Raw genomic sequence first — 18,087 nt, forward strand, 5'->3', positions numbered from 1 at the left:
TTTATTACGATCGGCTCGATATTATTCTCGGTTTTTCGGGCCATTATGATTTACCTGTTGGTTAAAATGATAAGAATGCCCGGAGCATTGCCGATTATTTTAGGCTGTTTGCCATTTTTATTTCTTTATCTTTTTGCCATCAACCTGACGTATGACGAACTGGGCACAAGGTTTTACACCTTTTCGATACAAGGTATATTGTCGGTCATTTTTAGCGGAATTGCATTGGGAAGCTATATCTTCAAACCAGATAAAGCCAGTATGTATCTGGTAACAAGCGCGATGTTTTTTGCATTTACCCAATTCCTGTTCCTGATCAAATTATTTTATTTGTCAGTGGATGTTTTTCAGCCGTTATCGATCATATTGTTTGTAGGCGCCCAGTTTTTGTTGTGCAAATTCATGGTCGCCCAGGAAAATTTATCAGTTGCAGAAAGCCATTCTGCAGGCTAAAACAATTTATACTGTATAGGAAATCGTACAAATGCTGTAATTTTCAGGAAAAAATCTTGTTTAAAAGCAAGTTCTTCAAGGCAATTCAAATATTATATTAAATTTGAACGATAAATAGGATGGATTTTGAAAGAGACAGCGACATATCAATATCAAACTACCATAACCAGGATTTATTTTACCATTGCATCAATCCTGGCAATTGCCGAATTGCTCGAAGCAAAATCTGTGATTTATATTTTTAAGCCAACACTCATCCCGGCATTGATCGTATTGTATTTGTACACTTCAAAAGTCAGAAATCCCATTTATGTCCTGAGCCTTTTGTTTGCATTGCTCTCAAACATCTCCTTTATGTTTACTGCAGAAAATATGGTGCTTTACGGATTTCTATCGTTTATGATCCATCGGATGATCTGTATCTATATCGTAATCAAGCTGATCAAAATTTTTTTCCTGCTGCCGTTTATTGTAGCCACATTGCCGTTCCTTTTTATCTTTTCGTGTTTGCTGAATTTAACGCTTAATCCGGAGGCTACAGCGTTTTATCCTGCTGCGATCAATGCAGTCTTGATTTCTGCATTATCAGGTTTGGCCCTGTCAAATTATGTGATGGAAGACAATAAGACCAATTCATGGCTCGCAATCAGTACATTGTTGTTCATCGTTTTGATATTTCTGTTTATGTTTCAGAAATATTACATTACGAACATCGTATTCCAGCCGATTTCGGCATTGATTTTCACTTTCGGACATTATGCTTTCTACAAATTTGTCATCGAATCCGAGAAACCTGCAGAAAAAGAAATCAGACTACTATAGATCTTCCTGCAGCCGATTTGCTTTTATCCGAATCCATATAAAAATCAATGCGCCCAAGGTTAATGCCGTAACAGCCCACTTGGTTCACAAGCACATCTTTTCCGTCAGCATTTTTCACAACCGTAGGCTTGTCTAGGAAAGTATGCGTATGTCCGCCAATGATCAGATCAATATCTTTCGTCAAAGCAGCCAGTTTCAAATCACATATTTTATCAGGCTCATTTTTATACTGATACCCAATGTGCGACAGGCAAATTACCAGGTCGCATTTTTGTTCATACTTTAAAATCCGAACCATGTCCTGGGAAACCGAAACAGGATCATGGTAAACCGTTTCTTTGTAATTTTTCTTATCGACCAAACCTTCAAGTTCTACACCTAGTCCGAAAACACCGACTTTTATCCCGTCTTTATCGAAGATTTTATACGGTTTTACAACGCCGTTCAGCACCGTATTCTTAAAATCATAATTCGCCGAAACAAAGTCAAATTTCGCATTCGGCAATTGCGCATAAAACCCGTCGATGCCATTGTCAAAATCGTGGTTTCCCATTGTCGCCAAGTCATATTGCATCATGCTCATCAGCTTAAATTCGAGTTCGCCGCCATAATAATTAAAGTAAGGCGTGCCCTGAAAAACGTCGCCAGCATCGAGCAAAAGCACATTCGGGTTTTCCTTTTTAATGCTTTCAATCAAAGCTGCACGCCGCGCCACGCCGCCCATATTCGGGTTTTTTGGGTGCGTCGGCGGAAACGGATCAATATAACTGTGCACATCATTCGTATGCAAAATCGTCAGATGTTTTGTGGCAACCGTTTTAAAACTGCTCAATGACAACCCCAAACCCACCAATGCAGTTCCGGCAGCCGTTTTTTGTATGAATTCTCTTCTTTCCATTTTTGTTCAGGAGCTATTTCCCGCTTTCGCCTCTATCTTTGTTCGTGCCTCACAAAGGATGCCGTCTCAATCGGGGCTAGGCCAGTTGTAAATTATTCAACATTAATCCTTTTATCGTTGATAAGCGGAATCGTATCGGTTTCTTTAAAGTAATCGATCAGCACGTTTCTAAGTTTGTAATCCAAATCGTATTTTGCCGTCGCTTTCTTAAAGAAATTCATATTGTCACCGCCATTGATCAAATAATCCGAAGTCACGACATAATAAGTAGCGTTGATATCAAATGGTTTTTTCTGGATCATGATGCTCTTCGCCACATTGTCTTTTCCAATCGTAAAAGTCATTCCCGACAACGGATGCGGCTTTTTCTCTGAAATAATGTAATTGACCATTTCAAGAATTTGTTCGCCTTTTAAAGCCACAACGTAAGCGGTGTTTTCAAACGGCATGATCTCGTAAGCGGTTCTTGCAGTGACAACGCCCAGCCCTATGATCGAACGGATTCCGCCATGATTTAACAAACAAATGTCAATGGGTTTTTTCTCTCTCGACAAGAAAATCGGGTTGCATTTTGCTAAAGTCACATCAGACATCAGGTTTCCGATCGTCGATTGCCATTGGCCGTTTTTATCTAAAGTTTGCGGTGCATAAGCCAGCGGCGCATTTAAATCTTTGTCAATATTTTCACGGTACGGCTTGATGAAATTCTCAATAGATGCAACGCCCGTATTTTTATCGGTGATCCCAATTTCCCTGCCTTCAACCTTAGTAACATATAGTTTTTGCTGGCTGCAGGAAAGGGTTAAATTAAATGTTAAGAATAAAACAAAAAACTTTATTCCAACGTTATAGTTTTTTAGATTTACCATCCGAAAATCTGCTTATTTGATTAAATTTGTAAACCATGTAAAAGTAGTATGTTTTTAAATTACATAAAGAATTTTTTTACCCAAAAAACAGTTAAGAAAAGTTTATCAAATGTCAAGCATAGTGATACTGAAGCCAAGATAAAAACCGTTGGGATCATTTTCGATGAAAGTTATTTTTATGAAAAAGATGCGCTGGTTCAGGAATTAATAAGCAACGGAATCTACGAAAGCCAAATCAGTATTCTGGTTTTTAAAAATAAGATCCCGAAAAACGAATCGTTTGATTATCCGGTTTTTAGCCATAAAGATTTAAGCTGGGCGGCAACATTCGACAAATCTGAAGTAAAGGATTTCATCGCCAAAAAATTCGATTTATTAATCAATTATTACGATACCGAAAAAGCCGCATTGTTGTTGGTAACAAACCAGTCGAAAGCAAAATTTAAAGTCGGTTTTTCATCGATAGATAAAAAACTGAACCATTTCATGATCAACACAAATGCAGAAAATTACAAGGTTTTTGTTGACGAATTGTTCAAATACCTCAAAATACTAAACAAAATATAAGATATGCAATCACTCATTGGAACCGGAGTTGCGCTGGTTACCCCATTCAAAAAAGATTTTTCAGTTGACGTTGACGCGTTAAAAAAAATTGTTGCTTTCCAGATTGAAAACGGCATCAATTACCTAGTGGTTTTGGGTACGACGGCAGAAGCTGCAACGTTGACCTCTGACGAAAAAGAGCTTGTCATCGAAACGGTCATCGAAGCCAACAACGGGAAATTGCCGTTGGTGCTAGGTGTCGGCGGAAACAACACCGCTGAAGTGGTTGCAGAACTTAAATCGCGTGACTTCTCAAAATTTACTGCGGTGCTTTCAGTTTCTCCATATTACAATAAACCAACCCAGGAGGGCATTTACCAGCATTTTAAAGCAATTGCTGAAGCGTCGCCAATTCCGGTGATTTTATACAATGTTCCGGGAAGAACAGCCAGTAATATGCTGCCTTCAACGGTGATTCGCCTGGCAAAAGATTTTAAAAATGTAGTGGCGATCAAAGAAGCGGCCGGTGATATTGTCCAGGCTATGAGGCTGATCCAGAACAAACCTAAAGATTTCCTTGTGATTTCAGGCGACGATATGATTACGCTTCCAATGGTTTTGGCTGGCGGAAGCGGCGTAATTTCAGTCATTGGTGAAGGTTTTCCAAAACAGTTTTCACAAATGGTACGACTTGGGCTTCAGCGAAAAGCAGATGAAGCATACGAATTGCATTACCAGATCGCCGATGTTATTGACCTGATTTTCGAACAGGGAAATCCCGCCGGAATCAAGGAAATATTCAAACTGCTCGGATTGTCTGAAAATACCGTGCGTTTGCCATTGGTTTCTGCCGACGAAAACCTGGCCTCCAGAATAGCAACTTTTATTAAGAAAATCAACGGCTGATCGACTAAAATCTCTTGTATTTTAATTGGCAAAAAAATATTTTGTAGTCTCTAATTAATAACTAAATTTGCTCCCGACGTTTCGGGAGGTTTTTGAGGCGGTAAAGCCTTATAAATCAAGAAAACTAAAAACAAATAATGAAGAAATTTTTATCTGTATTGTTCATTTGCATCTTGTTCAGCTCTTGCAGCGAATACCAAAAAGCATTGAAATCTGAAGATCCGGCCAAGAAGTTTGACGTCGCGATCAAGCAATATGACAAAGGAAAATACAACAAAGCGATTCGTCTTTTCGAACAAATAGCGCCAGCATATCGCGGAAAGCCACAGGCAGAAAAAATGTTTTACCTATTCGCACAATCGTATTACAAGACCGAACAATATTACCTTTCCGGCTATCAGTTCGAAAGTTTTGTTTCAGGTTATCCGAAAAGCGAAAAAGTAGAAGAAGCGGCATATTTAGGCGCCAAAAGCTACTCAATGCTGTCGCCGGTTTATAGTTTGGATCAGACAGATACAAATAAAGCGATCGGCAAATTGCAGAATTTTATCGATACGTATCCGAATTCACCTTACTTTGCAGAAGCAAATACTACATTAAAAACCCTGACTGATAAAATTGAAAAAAAGGTTTTTGAAAATGCGAAGCAATACAATACAATTTCCGATTTCAAATCGGCGATCGTAGCACTGGATAATTTCATTGCCGATTATCCCGGTACACAATTCAAGGAAGAAGCCTTATTTTACAAGTTCGATTCGGCCTACAAACTTGCCATCAATAGTGTGCCTGCCAAAATGGAAGAAAGGCTCAACAATGCAAAAATCGCTCATGGAAATTTGGTGAAATTCAATCCATCAACTTCCCATAAAGCAAAAGCCGACGACATGCTGGCCAGAATAGACAAGGATTTACAACAATTTTCTAAATAAACAAAGTCATGGATTTAAAAAAGACGAATGCTCCGGTAAATACGATCACTTACAACAAAAGTGTCATTGAGGAACCAACCGGAAATGTGTATGAAGCGATAACAATTATGGCTAAAAGAGCAAATCAGATCAACTCTGAGATCAAAAAAGAACTGACTGAGAAACTGGAAGAATTTGCTACTTACAACGATTCTTTGGAAGAGGTTTTTGAAAATAAAGAACAAATCGAAGTGTCTAAATTCTACGAAAAATTGCCAAAACCGCATGCATTAGCAGTTCAGGAATGGCTTGACGGTAAAATTTACCATAGAGATACTACAAAATAAGACAAGCATGTCAGCATTAAGCGGTAAAAAAATAGTACTGGGCATTTCTGGTGGAATTGCCGCTTATAAAACTGCACCACTGGTCAGGTTATTCATAAAAGCAGGCGCCGAGGTCAGAGTGATCATGACGCCTGCTTCTAAGGATTTTGTCACACCGCTGACTTTATCCACACTTTCCAAAAATCCCGTTCATTCGAGTTTCTTTGATGAAAAGGACGAGAATGCCCAATGGAATAATCATGTTGAACTTGGCCTTTGGGCCGATTTGATGCTTATTGCACCCGCAACCGCCAACACGCTTTCAAAAATGGCAACGGGAAATTCTGATAATTTATTGATTGCGACGTATTTGTCGGCCAAATCCCCGGTGTATTTTGCTCCGGCAATGGATCTTGATATGTACAGGCACGAATCGACTTTGCAGAGTTTTAAAGCCTTGCAACAGTTTGGAAACATCATGATTCCTGCAGAAAATGGCGAGCTCGCCAGCGGATTGTCCGGCGAAGGCCGAATGGCGGAACCTGAAAATATCGTGGCATTCATCGAAGCAGATCTCGAAAGCAAAATGCCGCTCAAAGGAAAAAAAATCTTAATTACTGCCGGGCCAACATACGAAGCGATCGATCCGGTGCGTTTTATCAGCAATCATTCATCTGGCAAAATGGGTTTTGACATTGCAAATGCTGCCGCAGATTTAGGTGCAGAAGTCATTCTGATTTCGGGGCCTACACATTTAAAAGTTCAGGGTTCCAGGATTAAATTGGTTCCGGTGGTTTCTGCACAACAAATGTATGATGCCTGCCATCAATATTTTAACAATGTTGATGTTGCCATTGCTGCCGCCGCTGTCGCAGATTACCGTCCGAAAAATATTGCTGATCAAAAAATTAAAAAAACGGAAGCCAACTTTACGATTGCGCTCGAAAAGACAAAAGACATTCTGGCATCGCTTGGCGAAATCAAGAAAAACCAATTCCTGATCGGATTTGCATTGGAAACCGAAAATGAAATCGAACATGCCAAGCAAAAGATCATTAAGAAAAACCTCGATCTGATCGTGCTGAATTCGTTACAGGATGAAGGCGCAGGTTTTGGAAAATTGACAAATAAAGTTACCTTTATCGATAAAAATTTTAATATCGAGCCGATGGCGCTCAAATCTAAAGAAGCCGTGGCAACCGATATCCTAAATAAAATCATAGCACATTATGCGTAAAATCCTGAGTTTATTACTGATCTTTTTTGTTGGTTTCTCGTATGCGCAGGAACTGAATTGCACCGTTACCGTAAATGCCGACCAGGTTGGCGGAACGAATACGCAAGTCTACAAAACACTTCAAAAATCATTGACCGATTTCATCAATAAAACCGATTGGACAAATCAGGGTTTTAAGAATAATGAACGCATCAATTGTTCGATGTTCATTAATGTATCGGCTGTGACAGGATCCACTTTTACCGCCACTTTACAGGTACAATCGTCAAGGCCGGGATTCAATTCGACTTATTCGACGCCGGTTTTCAACTTCAACGATAAAGAATTCAACTTTGACTATACGGAGTTTCAGAATCTAAATTACAACCCAAATTCATTCGATTCAAACCTGGTTTCAGTCGTGTCCTATTACTGTCTGATGATCATTGGCATGGATGCAGATACATTTGCTCCCGAAGGTGGAACGCCATATCTTGAAACGGCCCAGCAAATTGCTACTGTTGCGCAAGCCGGAGGTTACAAAGGATGGAGTGGAAGCGAAGGCAATTCAAACCGTTTCTTTTTGGTGAATGACATGCTCTCGCCAACATACCAGCCGTATCGCGACGCCATGTACCAATACAGTTTTGAAGGCATTGACAACATGAACCGCGATCAGAAAGGCGCGAAAGAAAAAATTAAAGCCGCGATTGCGACGCTTTCCGATATTTATAAAGTAAGGCCAAACTCGTTTTTGATGCGGGTCTTTTTTGATGCAAAATCAGATGAGCTGGTATCGATTTTTTCAGGTGGCCCACAAGTGACCGTTACTGATCTTGCCGATACGTTGAACAGGATTTCTCCACTGAATTCGGCTAAATGGGCCGGGATCAAACAATAGTTTTTCAATAATAAACATTACCATTCATGATCACATCACTTTCGATCAGCAATTTTGCATTGATAGAAAAGCTGGGTATTGATTTTTCTGAAGGTTTTTCCATTATTACAGGGGAAACCGGGGCGGGAAAATCGATTTTGCTCGGGGCGCTCGGATTGATTATGGGCAAACGCGCCGATTTATCGTCGTTGAAAAATAAAGAAGAAAAATGTGTGGTTGAAGCGCATTTTAATATTGCTGCTTACGATTTAAAATCTTTTTTTGAAGCCAATGACCTGGATTATGAATCCGATACGATCATCAGGCGTGAAATTTTGCCATCGGGAAAATCGCGCGCTTTCATCAATGACACGCCTGTAAACCTTGCTGAATTGCAGGATTTGAGTGCCTATTTAATTGATATTCATTCGCAGCACCAGACACAGGAATTGTCTGAAGATGATTTCCAGTTCAGGATCATCGATGCCGTGGGTTCAAACCAGGCATTTCTATCCAATTATTCAAAACTTTTAAAAGCCTATAAAAAAGACAAATCTGCTTTAGCGAATCTAAACGAATCATTAAAAGCCATCTTGAAAGAACAGGATTACAATGCTTTTTTATTGGAAGAATTGCTCGCAGCACAATTAAAATCCGAAGATCAAACCGAATTGGAGTCTTTATTCGAGCAATTGAATAATGTAGAATTTATCAAGGAAAATCTTTATAAATCGCTGGCTGTAGCCAGTGAGGAACAGTTTGGCGTGATCCAGAATCTAAAAGAAATCAAAACGGCATTGCAGAAAATTTCGGGGTTTTCAAAAGAATACCAATCGATTTTTGAGCGTTTGAACAGTGTGGCCATTGAATTTGATGATATTTCGGATGAGATTAATAAATTCAGTGAAAACCTAGTTCACGATCCGCAGCAACTCGAACTCGTAAATCAGAAACTGCAAATGATTTACAACCTTCAGAAAAAACACCAGGTTTCGACTGTTTCGGAATTACTGGAAATCCAAAACGATTTAGACAATAAAGCCTTGTCTGCATCGACACTGGAAACCGATATCAAAAAACTCGAAGAATCATTGGCAAAAACCGCTTCAGATTTAGATGCAATTGCCGTTTCGATCTATAAAAACAGGGAAACTGCGATTCCGGTGCTGACTAAAAAATGGGCAGAAATCTTATTGTTGCTCGGCATGCCGAATGTGCGTTTCAAAATTGAAGTCAGCCCGACCGAATCCTACCTGAATAATGGAAAGGACGAACTGCAGTTTTTATTTTCTGCAAATGCAGGTTCCGATTTTGGACTTCTCAAAAAAGTAGCTTCCGGCGGTGAAATGTCGAGGATCATGTTGGCTACAAAAGCAATTCTCGCACAATATTCAAAGCTTCCCACCATTATTTTTGATGAAATTGACACCGGGGTTTCGGGCGAAATTGCAGATAAAATGGGTGAGATCATGAAGGATATGAGTCTGCAGATGCAGGTTTTGGCCATCACGCATTTGCCTCAGATCGCTGCCAAAGGAAACGACCATTTTAAAGTGTTCAAAACAACCGCAGACAATCAGACCACTACGGCTTTAAAACTGCTTTCCAAAGACGAAAGGATTACAGAAATAGCCCAAATGCTTTCGGGCAGCGCCGTTTCTGATTCGGCCATAAATCACGCGAAAGCTTTGCTGAACTGATAAAAACAAGGTATATTTGTTTTCGGATTAACACCAATTACAACTTTTTCAAAGAAAATATAATTCCACTTTTATGATTATAGAACCAAGAATGAGAGGCTTTATTTGCCTGACTGCACATCCTGACGGAGCAGAAGCAAATGTGAAAAATCAAATCGATTATGTGAAGTCAAAAGGCGCGATTGAAGGCGCAAAAAAAGTGCTAGTCATTGGTGCGTCAACAGGTTTTGGCCTTGCATCAAGAATTACAAGTGCCTTTGGATCTGATGCTGCAACGATCGGTGTATTTTTTGAAAAACCTCCTGTTGTAGGAAAAACAGCATCGCCGGGCTGGTACAATTCTGCCGCATTTGAAAAATTCGCTCAAGAAGCAGGTTTGTATGCAAAAAGCATCAATGGGGATGCGTTTTCAAACGAAATTAAAGACGAAACACTTGCATTGATCAAAAAAGATTTGGGACAGGTTGATCTTGTTATTTATAGCCTGGCTTCACCGGTGAGAACAAATCCGGTCACGGGAATTACGCATAGGTCGGTTTTGAAACCAATCGGAACGACTTATACGAATAAAACGGTTGATTTCCATTCAGGTAAAGTATCGGAAGTTTCAATAGAACCCGCTAAAGACGAAGACATAGAAAATACGGTTGCCGTCATGGGCGGTGAAGATTGGACGATGTGGATGAAGGCATTGAAAGATGCAAACTTGCTTGCCGACGGCGCTTTAACGATTGCTTATTCTTACATTGGGCCGGCAGTTACAGAGCCGGTTTACAGAAAAGGAACGATTGGTCGTGCGAAAGATGATTTGGAAGCTACTGCGTTTTCAATCACGGATAGTTTAAAAGACATTCACGGAAAAGCTTATGTTTCGGTGAATAAGGCATTGGTCACGCAAGCCAGTTCTGCAATTCCGGTGATTCCATTATACATTTCGTTGTTGTATAAAATCATGAAAGCCGAAGGCGTACATGAAGGAACCATTGAGCAAATCCAGCGTTTGTATTCCCAAAGATTGTATGCCGGAAAAGAAGTTCCTACAGATGAAAAAGGCCGGATCAGAATAGATGATTGGGAAATGCGTGATGACATTCAGGAAAAAGTAGCTGAACTGTGGAAAAATGCAACGACAGAAAATCTGGCGGAAATAGGTGATTTGGAAGGTTACCGAAAAGATTTTTACCAACTTTTCGGCTTTGATTTCGCAGCTGTCGATTATAAAAAGGAAGCCAATGAAATGGTCAAAGTTGATAGTATCCCTGAGTAATCTGAAAGATTTCCTATAAGTAGATCTAAAATTAATACATTTCAAACCGTTTTTAACAGAACGGTTTTTTTGTGTTTATTTCTGCGTTAAAATTTAAAAAGCTTCTAAAAGTTTTAGTATCTTAGCCTTTATATAAACTTTAACAATAACAACATGAAAAAAATCTACTCTTTCGCATTTATCATGGCGCTATGCAGCCAGGTTGATGCGCAGGTCTTAAACGAACCTGCAGGCTGGCCTAATGCAAACTGGACTATTACAGGTGAATACAATCCAGATCCTTTGGCTTTTGAAGCAGATCCTACAACAACTGCAAATTTTGCTTTTGACGATGACGATTCGGGTAGCTCTACTTTAGCAAATGAAGATCATATTGCTGCTGAATCACCCATCATTGATTTAAACGCGGCTTTTAGTGCCAATGAAAAATCATTGGAAATTTCTGTTTCTTATGCTTTTAACAAGTATGCAAATGATGTATTGCAGTTTCAATACTGGGACGCAGACGCATCTGCCTGGGTTGCTTGGACAGGTGATAATGTTCCTGACAATGGATCAGCAACAGATAATTTTTGTTCAGCTACAAAAACTACGCACGTAACTGCGGGATTGGACATTTCGAATTTTACTTCCACACAATTATCAGGTTTTAAATACAGGATTTTTTACGATGATGATCCGGATGGAGCAGCCTGGAATTATGGATTTTGCTTTGATTCACCAACATTGATGTCAGTAGCATGTTCTGGAATAACAAACCTGGCTGTTGCAGACATACTTGAAGATAGTGCTAATTTAACATGGACAGCTGTATCGGGTGTTGCAGGTTACCAATATGCACTTGATGAAATGGAAGCTGCGCCAGCTGACGGAACTCCAATTACTGAAGCTACTTTTTCTGCAACGGATTTAACTCCGGAGACCGTTTATTATTTCCATGTAAGAACAGACTGTGGTGGTATTTACGGGCCATGGAACACATTAACTTTTACAACCAGAGCGCTTCCGCCTGCAAATGATGCGTGTGCTGATGCAATTGTAGTGGATGGTTTGCCTTACACCAATACACAAGATGCGACTACTGCGTCAAATAATGATGGTACAATTACAACTTGCGGTACTGGAATGAATGATGGTGTGTGGTATACTTTTACAGGAGACGGTACAGGTATTTCTGTAAACCTTACTAATGTTGAAGGTTGGGATCCTGAAATTGGTGTGTATACTGGAACATGTGGAGATTTTACTTGTGTAGGTTTCAAAGATAATGGAGGCAATTCTGATGATGAAACTTTTGGTTTCACTTCAGAAGTTGGAGTTGTTTATTACGTAAATGTAGGACATTATAACGGTACTACTGATAATCCAGAAGGGCCTTTTACAATTTCATTAGATACGTATGTTCCTGCTGAACTTCCTGAAAATGATAGTTGTGCAACAGCTACAGCGATCGAATCTTTACCATATACAAATGCACAGGACGCAACTGCTGCTACAAATAATGACGGATTCGTTGCGGCATGTGCTTTTGGGGCAAACGACGGAGTTTGGTATACATTCACTGGTGATGGAGCAGATATTACAGTTGCAATTAGTGAAATAGTTGGATGGGATCCTGAACTTAGCGTTTACACTGGAACATGTGGCGAATTTACGTGTGCTGGAAGCGCAGATGATGGTGGAACTGATGGTGGTGAAACTGTTACGGTAGCTGCTACTGAAGTTGGGACTACTTATTTTGTAAACGTTGCTCAATTTAGTGGATCTACAGATAACCCAGAAGGGCCATTTTCACTTTCAGTTTCTTCAGCTTTGGCTGCGACATCTTTCACAAATTCTGAATTTAAGTCATATCCAAACCCTGTTGCTGATGTTTTAAACGTGTCTTATACAAAAAACATTACTAACGTAGCAGTATTTAATATGTTAGGGCAGCAAGTACTTTCTAAGTCGGTTAATGCGACAACTGGAAAAATTGACGTTTCTTCTTTGAATGGCGGAACTTACATTGTTAAAGTAGCTTCTGGAAACGAAACTAAAACAATTAAGATTATAAAAATGTAATTTACAATTGCAAATAAATTGATTAAGCCGTCAGATTCTGACGGCTTTTTTATTTTATAAAAGGTATATTTGTTCAAAATTCCCGCATGCGTTATTCTTTAATAATCCCGGTTTACAACCGTCCAAATGAAGTAGATGAACTTCTGGAAAGCCTTTCTGAATTAGAGTTTTCGGATGGCTTTGAAGTGGTTATTGTTGAAGATGGTTCATTTGAGCGTTGTGATCATATTATAGAAAAGCACAACAGCAATCTCAAGATTTCCTATTATTATAAAGAAAATTCAGGCCCTGGTGATTCGCGGAATTTCGGGATGAAAAAAGCCAAAGGCGATTATTTCTTAATTTTTGATTCAGATTGCATCATTCCAAAAAAATACCTTAATGAAGTTGACCAGGCTTTACGGTCAAGATTTGTAGATTGCTTTGGCGGTCCGGATCAGGCGCTTGATTCTTTTTCAGATGTCCAGAAAGCAATCAATTTTGCAATGACTTCTTTCATTACGACAGGCGGCATTCGGGGCGGATCTGAAAAAATAGACAAGTTCCAGCCACGAAGTTTCAACATGGGCATTTCAAAAAAAGCATTTGACGCTTCCGGAGGTTTTGGAAATATCCATCCTGGAGAAGATCCAGATTTATCGATGCGTTTGTGGAATCTCGGTTTTGAAACTGCTCTTTTTCATAAAGCTTACGTGTATCATAAAAGAAGGATCGACTGGAATAAGTTTTCGATACAGGTCAACAAATTTGGCAAAGCGCGTCCGATATTAAACAGTTGGTATCCAAAATTCAGCAAGCTGACCTATTTTGTTCCAACAGGTTTTATTCTGATGTTTTTTGCAGCGATCGTATTGTTGGCATTTGGACAAATAATCGGTATTTTTTCCTTTGCCGTTTATTTTTTCGCGGTATTTTTCGTATCTTCCTATCAGAACAAAAATTTCAAAATTGGATATTTATCGGTTATTGCCGTTTGGAAACAATTCTATGGTTATGGCACCGGATTTTTAAAATCATTTATTCTGATTCAGGTTCTGAAAAAAAATCCACAACAGGCATTCCCTGAATTATTTTTTAAGAAATGACAAAGATCATCGGTTTGACAGGCGGAATCGGAAGCGGCAAAACGACAGTTGCCAGCTATTTTTCAGAATTTGGAATCCCGGTTTACATCGCCGATGACGAAGCCCGGAAATTAACAGAACTTCCCGAAACGCTTGCTCAGATTCGAAACAAAATCGGAAGCGAAGCATTCAATGAAAATTCATTAGTCCGCGAAAAATTAGCTGCCGTTGTATTCAATGATCCTGAAAAACTCAAACAGCTCAATGCGATCATTCATCCACTTGTGAAACAACACTTTGACAACTGGCTAAAAAATCACTCAAATGCCCGATTTGTGATTAAAGAAACGGCTATCTTATTCGAAAGTGGAAGTTACCTTGATTGCGATGTCATCATCACGGTAACCGCTCCGTTAGAACTCAGGATTGAACGCGTATTAAAGCGGGATAAAACGACCAGAGAAAATATTCTTAACAGGATCAATAATCAATGGACGGACGAAAGACGCATCTCTAAAAGCGACTATACAATTGACAATACGGACCTTACTAAAACTAAAAATCAAGCAATAGATTTATTAAAAAAACTAACAATTCAACAAAATTAGGATTAAATGTTAATCTTTGGTTAATGTATTAATACCACAAATGTTAAAATCCTAACTTTGTTAAGATGAATAAATTGTTTTTCCGATTGCTTGTTTTGCTTATGAGCCTGTCATTGATAGGGATTATTCTGGTTCAGGTATATTGGTTCAACACATCTTTTAAGAATAATGAGGAGCAATTTCGCTTTCATGTAAAGCAGGTGATTGGAAATGTCGCCGATAAATTGCAAAAAGAAGAAGCATATAGCTTCATAGATAAGTACAAAAAACTCAAAGACAGTATCGGAAAAGAACCCCAGAAAAGCGATTTTTTAGAGTTTGGATATTATCAGAGAAATTCCCGTACGAATGAAACCATCATTTATTCAAACAATATTATTTCCGAAGATTACAACATTTCATCATCGTTCTTTGATAAAAAAATTGACAGTTTAAAATTAAAAAATTTTTCTTCAAAAAGGGTAACCGAAGTTTATAACAACGGCATCGACAATACGAGCCTCAAAAAAGTAACCCCGGACATCAAAATCCAGAAAACAGGAAAGCTCGACATTCTCGACAATGCACAATTTGAAATTTTCTTTAAAGACATTGCTTCTGCAAAGCCGTTGCAGGAAAGGGTTTCAAAAGAAAGATTGCAAAAGTTGCTTGCCGCTGAACTCAATCAATACGGTGTAAAAACGCCATTTGAATTCGGAATTTACAGCAACGGCCTGGCTACGAAGATCCAATCTGATAAGTTTCGTTATTCAAAAAACGATACGTATACGATCCCGATTTTCACCGACAATGAAGGAAATAATAAATACCAGTTGCTCGTAGGTTTTCCGCATAAAGAAAAATTTCTTTTTTCAGAACTTGTAGGAATTACGATTCTGTCAATTGTATTTACACTGATCATTATCATTGCCTATTCCAGCGCATTGAACCAATTGATCCGCCAGCGCCATATTTCAGAGATCAAAACCGATTTCATCAACAATATGACGCACGAGTTCAAAACGCCAATCGCCACGATCAACCTGGCTTTAGACGCAATCAAAAATCCGAAGATCATCGACGACAGGGAAAAAGTAACGCGTTACCTGCAAATGATCCGCGATGAAAACAAACGCATGCACGCACAGGTAGAAAATGTACTCAGGATTTCTAAATTAGAGAAGAAGGAGCTCGAGATCAGCAAAGAATCCAACAACGTACAGGAAATTATCGAAGAAGCCATTGAGCATGTCAATTTAATTATTGAAGACCGTCAGGGAACCATTACCACGCATTTCAGTGCAAACCGGACCACCGTTTTATTAAACGACGTCCATTTTACAAATGTAATCGTAAATGTATTGGACAACGCAATCAAATATTCGCCAAACGAACCAAAAATCGATATCTATACTGAAAATGTAAAAGATTTCGTCATCATTAAAATTAAAGACCAGGGCGCCGGAATGAGCAAGGTGGCATTAAAGCGGATTTTTGAAAAATTCTACCGCGAACACACCGGTGATTTGCACAACGTCAAAGGACACGGACTTGGTTTAGCTTATGTAAAACGGATTATAGATGACCACAATGGCCAGATATTCGTTGAAAGCGAAAAAGGAAAAGGAAGTACATTTATAATTAAAATACCACTCATTAATTAATAATTATGGAAACAGAAAATAAAAAAATCCTTTTAGTAGAGGACGATCAGAACTTCGGAGCGATACTAAAAGATTATTTAACCCTAAATGATTTTGACGTAACCCTAGCCAAAAACGGAATGGAAGGTTTTGAAAAGTTCAAAAAAGACACTTTCGACCTTTGCATCCTCGACGTAATGATGCCGTACAAAGACGGTTACACGCTGGCAAAAGAGATCAGGGAAAAAAACAAGGATGTGCCCATCATCTTCCTCACGGCAAAATCGATGAAAGAAGATGTACTCAAAGGTTACAAAGTTGGCGCAGACGATTACCTGAACAAACCGTTCGATTCTGAAGTATTGCTGATGAAAATCAAAGCGATCATTCAGAGAAAAGCCGCAGACGTGAAAAATGACCATGTGAAATTTGAGTTCCAGATCGGAAATTTCCACCTCAATTCAAAATTGCGATTCTTAACGTTCAAAAACGACGAACCAATCAAATTGTCGCCAAAAGAAAACGAATTGCTTAAAATGCTTGCCGTTTACGAAAACGACCTGATGCCAAGAGAATTGGCGCTCACAAAAATCTGGAGAGACGATAATTATTTTACCTCAAGAAGTATGGACGTGTATATCGCCAAACTCAGAAAATATTTGAAATTGGACGAAGAAGTAGAAATCCTCAACATCCACGGAGAAGGTTTCAGGCTGGTTGTAAAAAACAAACCTGCCGCTACCGAATAAATGAAAATGCAAGCCCTGAGAAATCGGGGCTTTTTTATTAGAAACATGTTCCCGCTTTTCGCTTCAGGATTTCTTATAAAAAAACATTTCCAATAAAACAAAAAGAGCTTCCTTGCGGTCGCTTTTTTATTTCAGGAAATGTAATTTTTTTATTTCAAAATGCTTTCCGCTGCAATCGGGGTTAGGCATTTTAGTTCCCGGTTATTTTCTACTAAAATTAACCATTAAGGAATTAAGATAATTAAGGCTTAATGAAACTTAATGCCTTAATGGTTTAAAATTCGATTTTTTCATAGGGAACCGATATCGAATGTCATTACCAATGAATGTAATTTATGATATTTACTGTTAAGAATTTCGTTCCAAAACAAGCGCGAAAATTACCTTCCCGTTTTTCGTCACCGAGAAATATTCAGGTCTTTCCACCAAATCCACATTCAACTGCACTTCATCATCGAGATTGAGTTCCCGAAGAAAATTCATCTCAAAAGTTTTGATCTCTTTCTGCAACACCAATTTCACATCTAAAGCATCCAGGCACCATTCCAGGTATTTCGTGTTGTTCACATGATTCACAATATCCAGATCGGATAATACGACTTTTCGCTGCCCGATTTCATAAGTTTCTTTCAGGACATTAATTCTAGAAAACGGAATTTCAGTCGAATGCACATCCGGAAATTTCTCATAATGTTCATGTGGTAATGCCAGAGCTTCGGCCTTTCGAATCTTCGTATTAAAAACCACCCAAAAGCTCGTCGCTCCGGCAATCTTCTTTCCGTCAAGGTACATTTCAATATTCCGTATCGAACTCGAACCCTGCAAACTCTCAATCCACGTTTTTACAACGACTTTGTCCTGCCATTTGGGTAAACGATCCACTTCAATCCGAATCCTGCTTAAAACCCACGCCTGATCGAATGCCTGCATGTCATTAAAGCTCAACCCACCCAAAATAGAATGTTCAGCAGCTGTGAGTTGCAGCAAATTGCACAAATCGACATATTTCAAAAAACCATTCGGCGCGCACTGCGTAAAATTAATTTCCCATTCATGGGAATACACTGAAGTAAAATCTGGAGAAACAGGCATTTTTTTTAAGTTACCGGGTGGCTAAGCATCTTAATTTACAAAGCTCCGCAAATTATTAATTGTTCATTATCAATTGTCCATTCACACCCGAGGC

18 protein-coding genes are annotated in these 18,087 nt (G+C 39.0%); 15 read left to right on the plus strand and 3 right to left on the minus strand.

Going from position 1 to position 18,087, the window contains the following annotated elements; genetic code table 11:
* Nucleotides 1-75 precede the first annotated feature (75 nt).
* Both BLS32_RS18275 and BLS32_RS08205 read left to right on the plus strand, forming a co-directional pair.
* Entirely contained in the window at nt 76-453 is a 378-nt protein-coding gene (locus tag BLS32_RS18275) for a hypothetical protein (protein ID WP_139171713.1), read from the plus strand.
* Nucleotides 454-579: 126 nt separating this feature from the next.
* Nucleotides 580-1,275 (plus strand): hypothetical protein, encoded by a 696-nt coding sequence (locus BLS32_RS08205; RefSeq protein WP_091393887.1) that lies wholly within the window; start codon nt 580-582, stop codon nt 1,273-1,275.
* Here the strand turns inward: BLS32_RS08205 and BLS32_RS08210 are convergent.
* Nucleotides 1,262-2,173 (minus strand): bifunctional metallophosphatase/5'-nucleotidase, encoded by a 912-nt coding sequence (locus BLS32_RS08210; RefSeq protein ID WP_091393890.1) that lies wholly within the window; start codon nt 2,171-2,173, stop codon nt 1,262-1,264. The genes BLS32_RS08205 and BLS32_RS08210 overlap by 14 nt on opposite strands.
* Nucleotides 2,174-2,265: 92 nt before the next feature.
* A complete protein-coding gene (locus BLS32_RS08215; RefSeq protein ID WP_091393892.1) occupies nt 2,266-3,042 on the minus strand; it encodes a 5'-nucleotidase C-terminal domain-containing protein in 777 nt (258 codons plus the stop codon).
* Between the two features lie 48 nt (nt 3,043-3,090).
* On the opposite strand from BLS32_RS08215, the gene BLS32_RS08220 reads away from it, so the two are divergent.
* The 13 genes from BLS32_RS08220 to BLS32_RS08280 all read left to right on the plus strand — a co-directional run bounded on the left by BLS32_RS08220 (nt 3,091) and on the right by BLS32_RS08280 (nt 16,901).
* A complete protein-coding gene (locus tag BLS32_RS08220; protein WP_091393897.1) occupies nt 3,091-3,609 on the plus strand; it encodes a DUF6913 domain-containing protein in 519 nt (172 codons plus the stop codon).
* Between the two features lie 3 nt (nt 3,610-3,612).
* The gene (dapA, locus tag BLS32_RS08225) at nt 3,613-4,494 is read left to right on the plus strand and encodes a 4-hydroxy-tetrahydrodipicolinate synthase (protein ID WP_091393901.1); all 882 of its coding nucleotides are present in this window, start codon (nt 3,613-3,615) and stop codon (nt 4,492-4,494) included.
* A 137-nt stretch (nt 4,495-4,631) separates the two neighbouring features.
* Nucleotides 4,632-5,426, plus strand: coding sequence for an outer membrane protein assembly factor BamD (locus BLS32_RS08230; RefSeq protein WP_091393902.1), 795 nt, complete (start codon nt 4,632-4,634; stop codon nt 5,424-5,426).
* Nucleotides 5,427-5,434: 8 nt separating this feature from the next.
* Nucleotides 5,435-5,752 (plus strand): DNA-directed RNA polymerase subunit omega, encoded by a 318-nt coding sequence (locus BLS32_RS08235; protein ID WP_091393905.1) that lies wholly within the window; start codon nt 5,435-5,437, stop codon nt 5,750-5,752.
* 7 nt (nt 5,753-5,759) lie between these two features.
* Complete coding sequence (gene coaBC / locus BLS32_RS08240; protein ID WP_091393908.1) at nt 5,760-6,968, plus strand: bifunctional phosphopantothenoylcysteine decarboxylase/phosphopantothenate--cysteine ligase CoaBC; 1,209 nt, start codon at nt 5,760-5,762, stop codon at nt 6,966-6,968.
* Nucleotides 6,961-7,848, plus strand: coding sequence for a type IX secretion system protein PorD (gene porD / locus BLS32_RS08245; RefSeq protein ID WP_091393910.1), 888 nt, complete (start codon nt 6,961-6,963; stop codon nt 7,846-7,848). Before coaBC ends, porD begins: the two co-directional genes overlap by 8 nt.
* Before the next feature lie 26 nt (nt 7,849-7,874).
* Nucleotides 7,875-9,527 (plus strand): DNA repair protein RecN, encoded by a 1,653-nt coding sequence (recN, locus tag BLS32_RS08250; RefSeq protein WP_091393911.1) that lies wholly within the window; start codon nt 7,875-7,877, stop codon nt 9,525-9,527.
* Between the two features lie 73 nt (nt 9,528-9,600).
* Nucleotides 9,601-10,794 carry an enoyl-ACP reductase FabV gene (gene fabV, locus BLS32_RS08255; protein ID WP_091393914.1) on the plus strand — a complete coding sequence of 398 codons (1,194 nt, stop codon included), beginning with the start codon at nt 9,601-9,603 and terminating at the stop codon, nt 10,792-10,794.
* 153 nt (nt 10,795-10,947) lie between these two features.
* Complete coding sequence (locus BLS32_RS08260; RefSeq protein ID WP_091393917.1) at nt 10,948-12,858, plus strand: T9SS type A sorting domain-containing protein; 1,911 nt, start codon at nt 10,948-10,950, stop codon at nt 12,856-12,858.
* An 86-nt stretch (nt 12,859-12,944) separates the two neighbouring features.
* Nucleotides 12,945-13,943 (plus strand): glycosyltransferase family 2 protein, encoded by a 999-nt coding sequence (locus BLS32_RS08265; RefSeq protein ID WP_091393919.1) that lies wholly within the window; start codon nt 12,945-12,947, stop codon nt 13,941-13,943.
* On the plus strand, nt 13,940-14,530 hold the full coding sequence (gene coaE / locus BLS32_RS08270; RefSeq protein WP_091393921.1) for a dephospho-CoA kinase: 591 nt from the start codon (nt 13,940-13,942) through the stop codon (nt 14,528-14,530). The genes BLS32_RS08265 and coaE overlap by 4 nt, the downstream gene beginning before the upstream one ends.
* Nucleotides 14,531-14,595: 65 nt before the next feature.
* The gene (locus BLS32_RS08275; RefSeq protein WP_091393925.1) at nt 14,596-16,173 is read left to right on the plus strand and encodes a sensor histidine kinase; all 1,578 of its coding nucleotides are present in this window, start codon (nt 14,596-14,598) and stop codon (nt 16,171-16,173) included.
* Nucleotides 16,174-16,178: 5 nt separating this feature from the next.
* The gene (locus BLS32_RS08280; RefSeq protein ID WP_091393928.1) at nt 16,179-16,901 is read left to right on the plus strand and encodes a response regulator transcription factor; all 723 of its coding nucleotides are present in this window, start codon (nt 16,179-16,181) and stop codon (nt 16,899-16,901) included.
* A gap of 348 nt (nt 16,902-17,249) precedes the next feature.
* On the opposite strand, the gene BLS32_RS08285 is transcribed toward BLS32_RS08280, so the two are convergent.
* Nucleotides 17,250-17,993: an acyl-[acyl-carrier-protein] thioesterase gene (locus tag BLS32_RS08285; protein WP_091393931.1), complete on the minus strand. Its 744-nt coding sequence runs from the start codon at nt 17,991-17,993 to the stop codon at nt 17,250-17,252.
* Nucleotides 17,994-18,087: the final 94 nt, after the last annotated feature.

Source organism: Flavobacterium noncentrifugens, from assembly GCF_900100375.1.
In the GTDB taxonomy this organism is placed as follows: domain Bacteria; phylum Bacteroidota; class Bacteroidia; order Flavobacteriales; family Flavobacteriaceae; genus Flavobacterium; species Flavobacterium noncentrifugens.

What these genes read in the sequence shown, in the direction of transcription:
- BLS32_RS18275 (WP_139171713.1), top strand. Translation starts at nt 76, where the DNA reads ATGCCCGGAGCATTGCCGATTATTTTAGGCTGTTTGCCATTTTTATTT.
- BLS32_RS08210 (WP_091393890.1), bottom strand. Translation starts at nt 2,173, where the DNA reads ATGGAAAGAAGAGAATTCATACAAAAAACGGCTGCCGGAACTGCATTG.
- BLS32_RS08215 (WP_091393892.1), bottom strand. Translation starts at nt 3,042, where the DNA reads ATGGTAAATCTAAAAAACTATAACGTTGGAATAAAGTTTTTTGTTTTA.
- BLS32_RS08220 (WP_091393897.1), top strand. Translation starts at nt 3,091, where the DNA reads ATGTTTTTAAATTACATAAAGAATTTTTTTACCCAAAAAACAGTTAAG.
- dapA (WP_091393901.1), top strand. Translation starts at nt 3,613, where the DNA reads ATGCAATCACTCATTGGAACCGGAGTTGCGCTGGTTACCCCATTCAAA.
- BLS32_RS08230 (WP_091393902.1), top strand. Translation starts at nt 4,632, where the DNA reads ATGAAGAAATTTTTATCTGTATTGTTCATTTGCATCTTGTTCAGCTCT.
- BLS32_RS08235 (WP_091393905.1), top strand. Translation starts at nt 5,435, where the DNA reads ATGGATTTAAAAAAGACGAATGCTCCGGTAAATACGATCACTTACAAC.
- coaBC (WP_091393908.1), top strand. Translation starts at nt 5,760, where the DNA reads ATGTCAGCATTAAGCGGTAAAAAAATAGTACTGGGCATTTCTGGTGGA.
- porD (WP_091393910.1), top strand. Translation starts at nt 6,961, where the DNA reads ATGCGTAAAATCCTGAGTTTATTACTGATCTTTTTTGTTGGTTTCTCG.
- recN (WP_091393911.1), top strand. Translation starts at nt 7,875, where the DNA reads ATGATCACATCACTTTCGATCAGCAATTTTGCATTGATAGAAAAGCTG.
- fabV (WP_091393914.1), top strand. Translation starts at nt 9,601, where the DNA reads ATGATTATAGAACCAAGAATGAGAGGCTTTATTTGCCTGACTGCACAT.
- BLS32_RS08260 (WP_091393917.1), top strand. Translation starts at nt 10,948, where the DNA reads ATGAAAAAAATCTACTCTTTCGCATTTATCATGGCGCTATGCAGCCAG.
- BLS32_RS08265 (WP_091393919.1), top strand. Translation starts at nt 12,945, where the DNA reads ATGCGTTATTCTTTAATAATCCCGGTTTACAACCGTCCAAATGAAGTA.
- coaE (WP_091393921.1), top strand. Translation starts at nt 13,940, where the DNA reads ATGACAAAGATCATCGGTTTGACAGGCGGAATCGGAAGCGGCAAAACG.
- BLS32_RS08275 (WP_091393925.1), top strand. Translation starts at nt 14,596, where the DNA reads ATGAATAAATTGTTTTTCCGATTGCTTGTTTTGCTTATGAGCCTGTCA.
- BLS32_RS08280 (WP_091393928.1), top strand. Translation starts at nt 16,179, where the DNA reads ATGGAAACAGAAAATAAAAAAATCCTTTTAGTAGAGGACGATCAGAAC.
- BLS32_RS08285 (WP_091393931.1), bottom strand. Translation starts at nt 17,993, where the DNA reads ATGCCTGTTTCTCCAGATTTTACTTCAGTGTATTCCCATGAATGGGAA.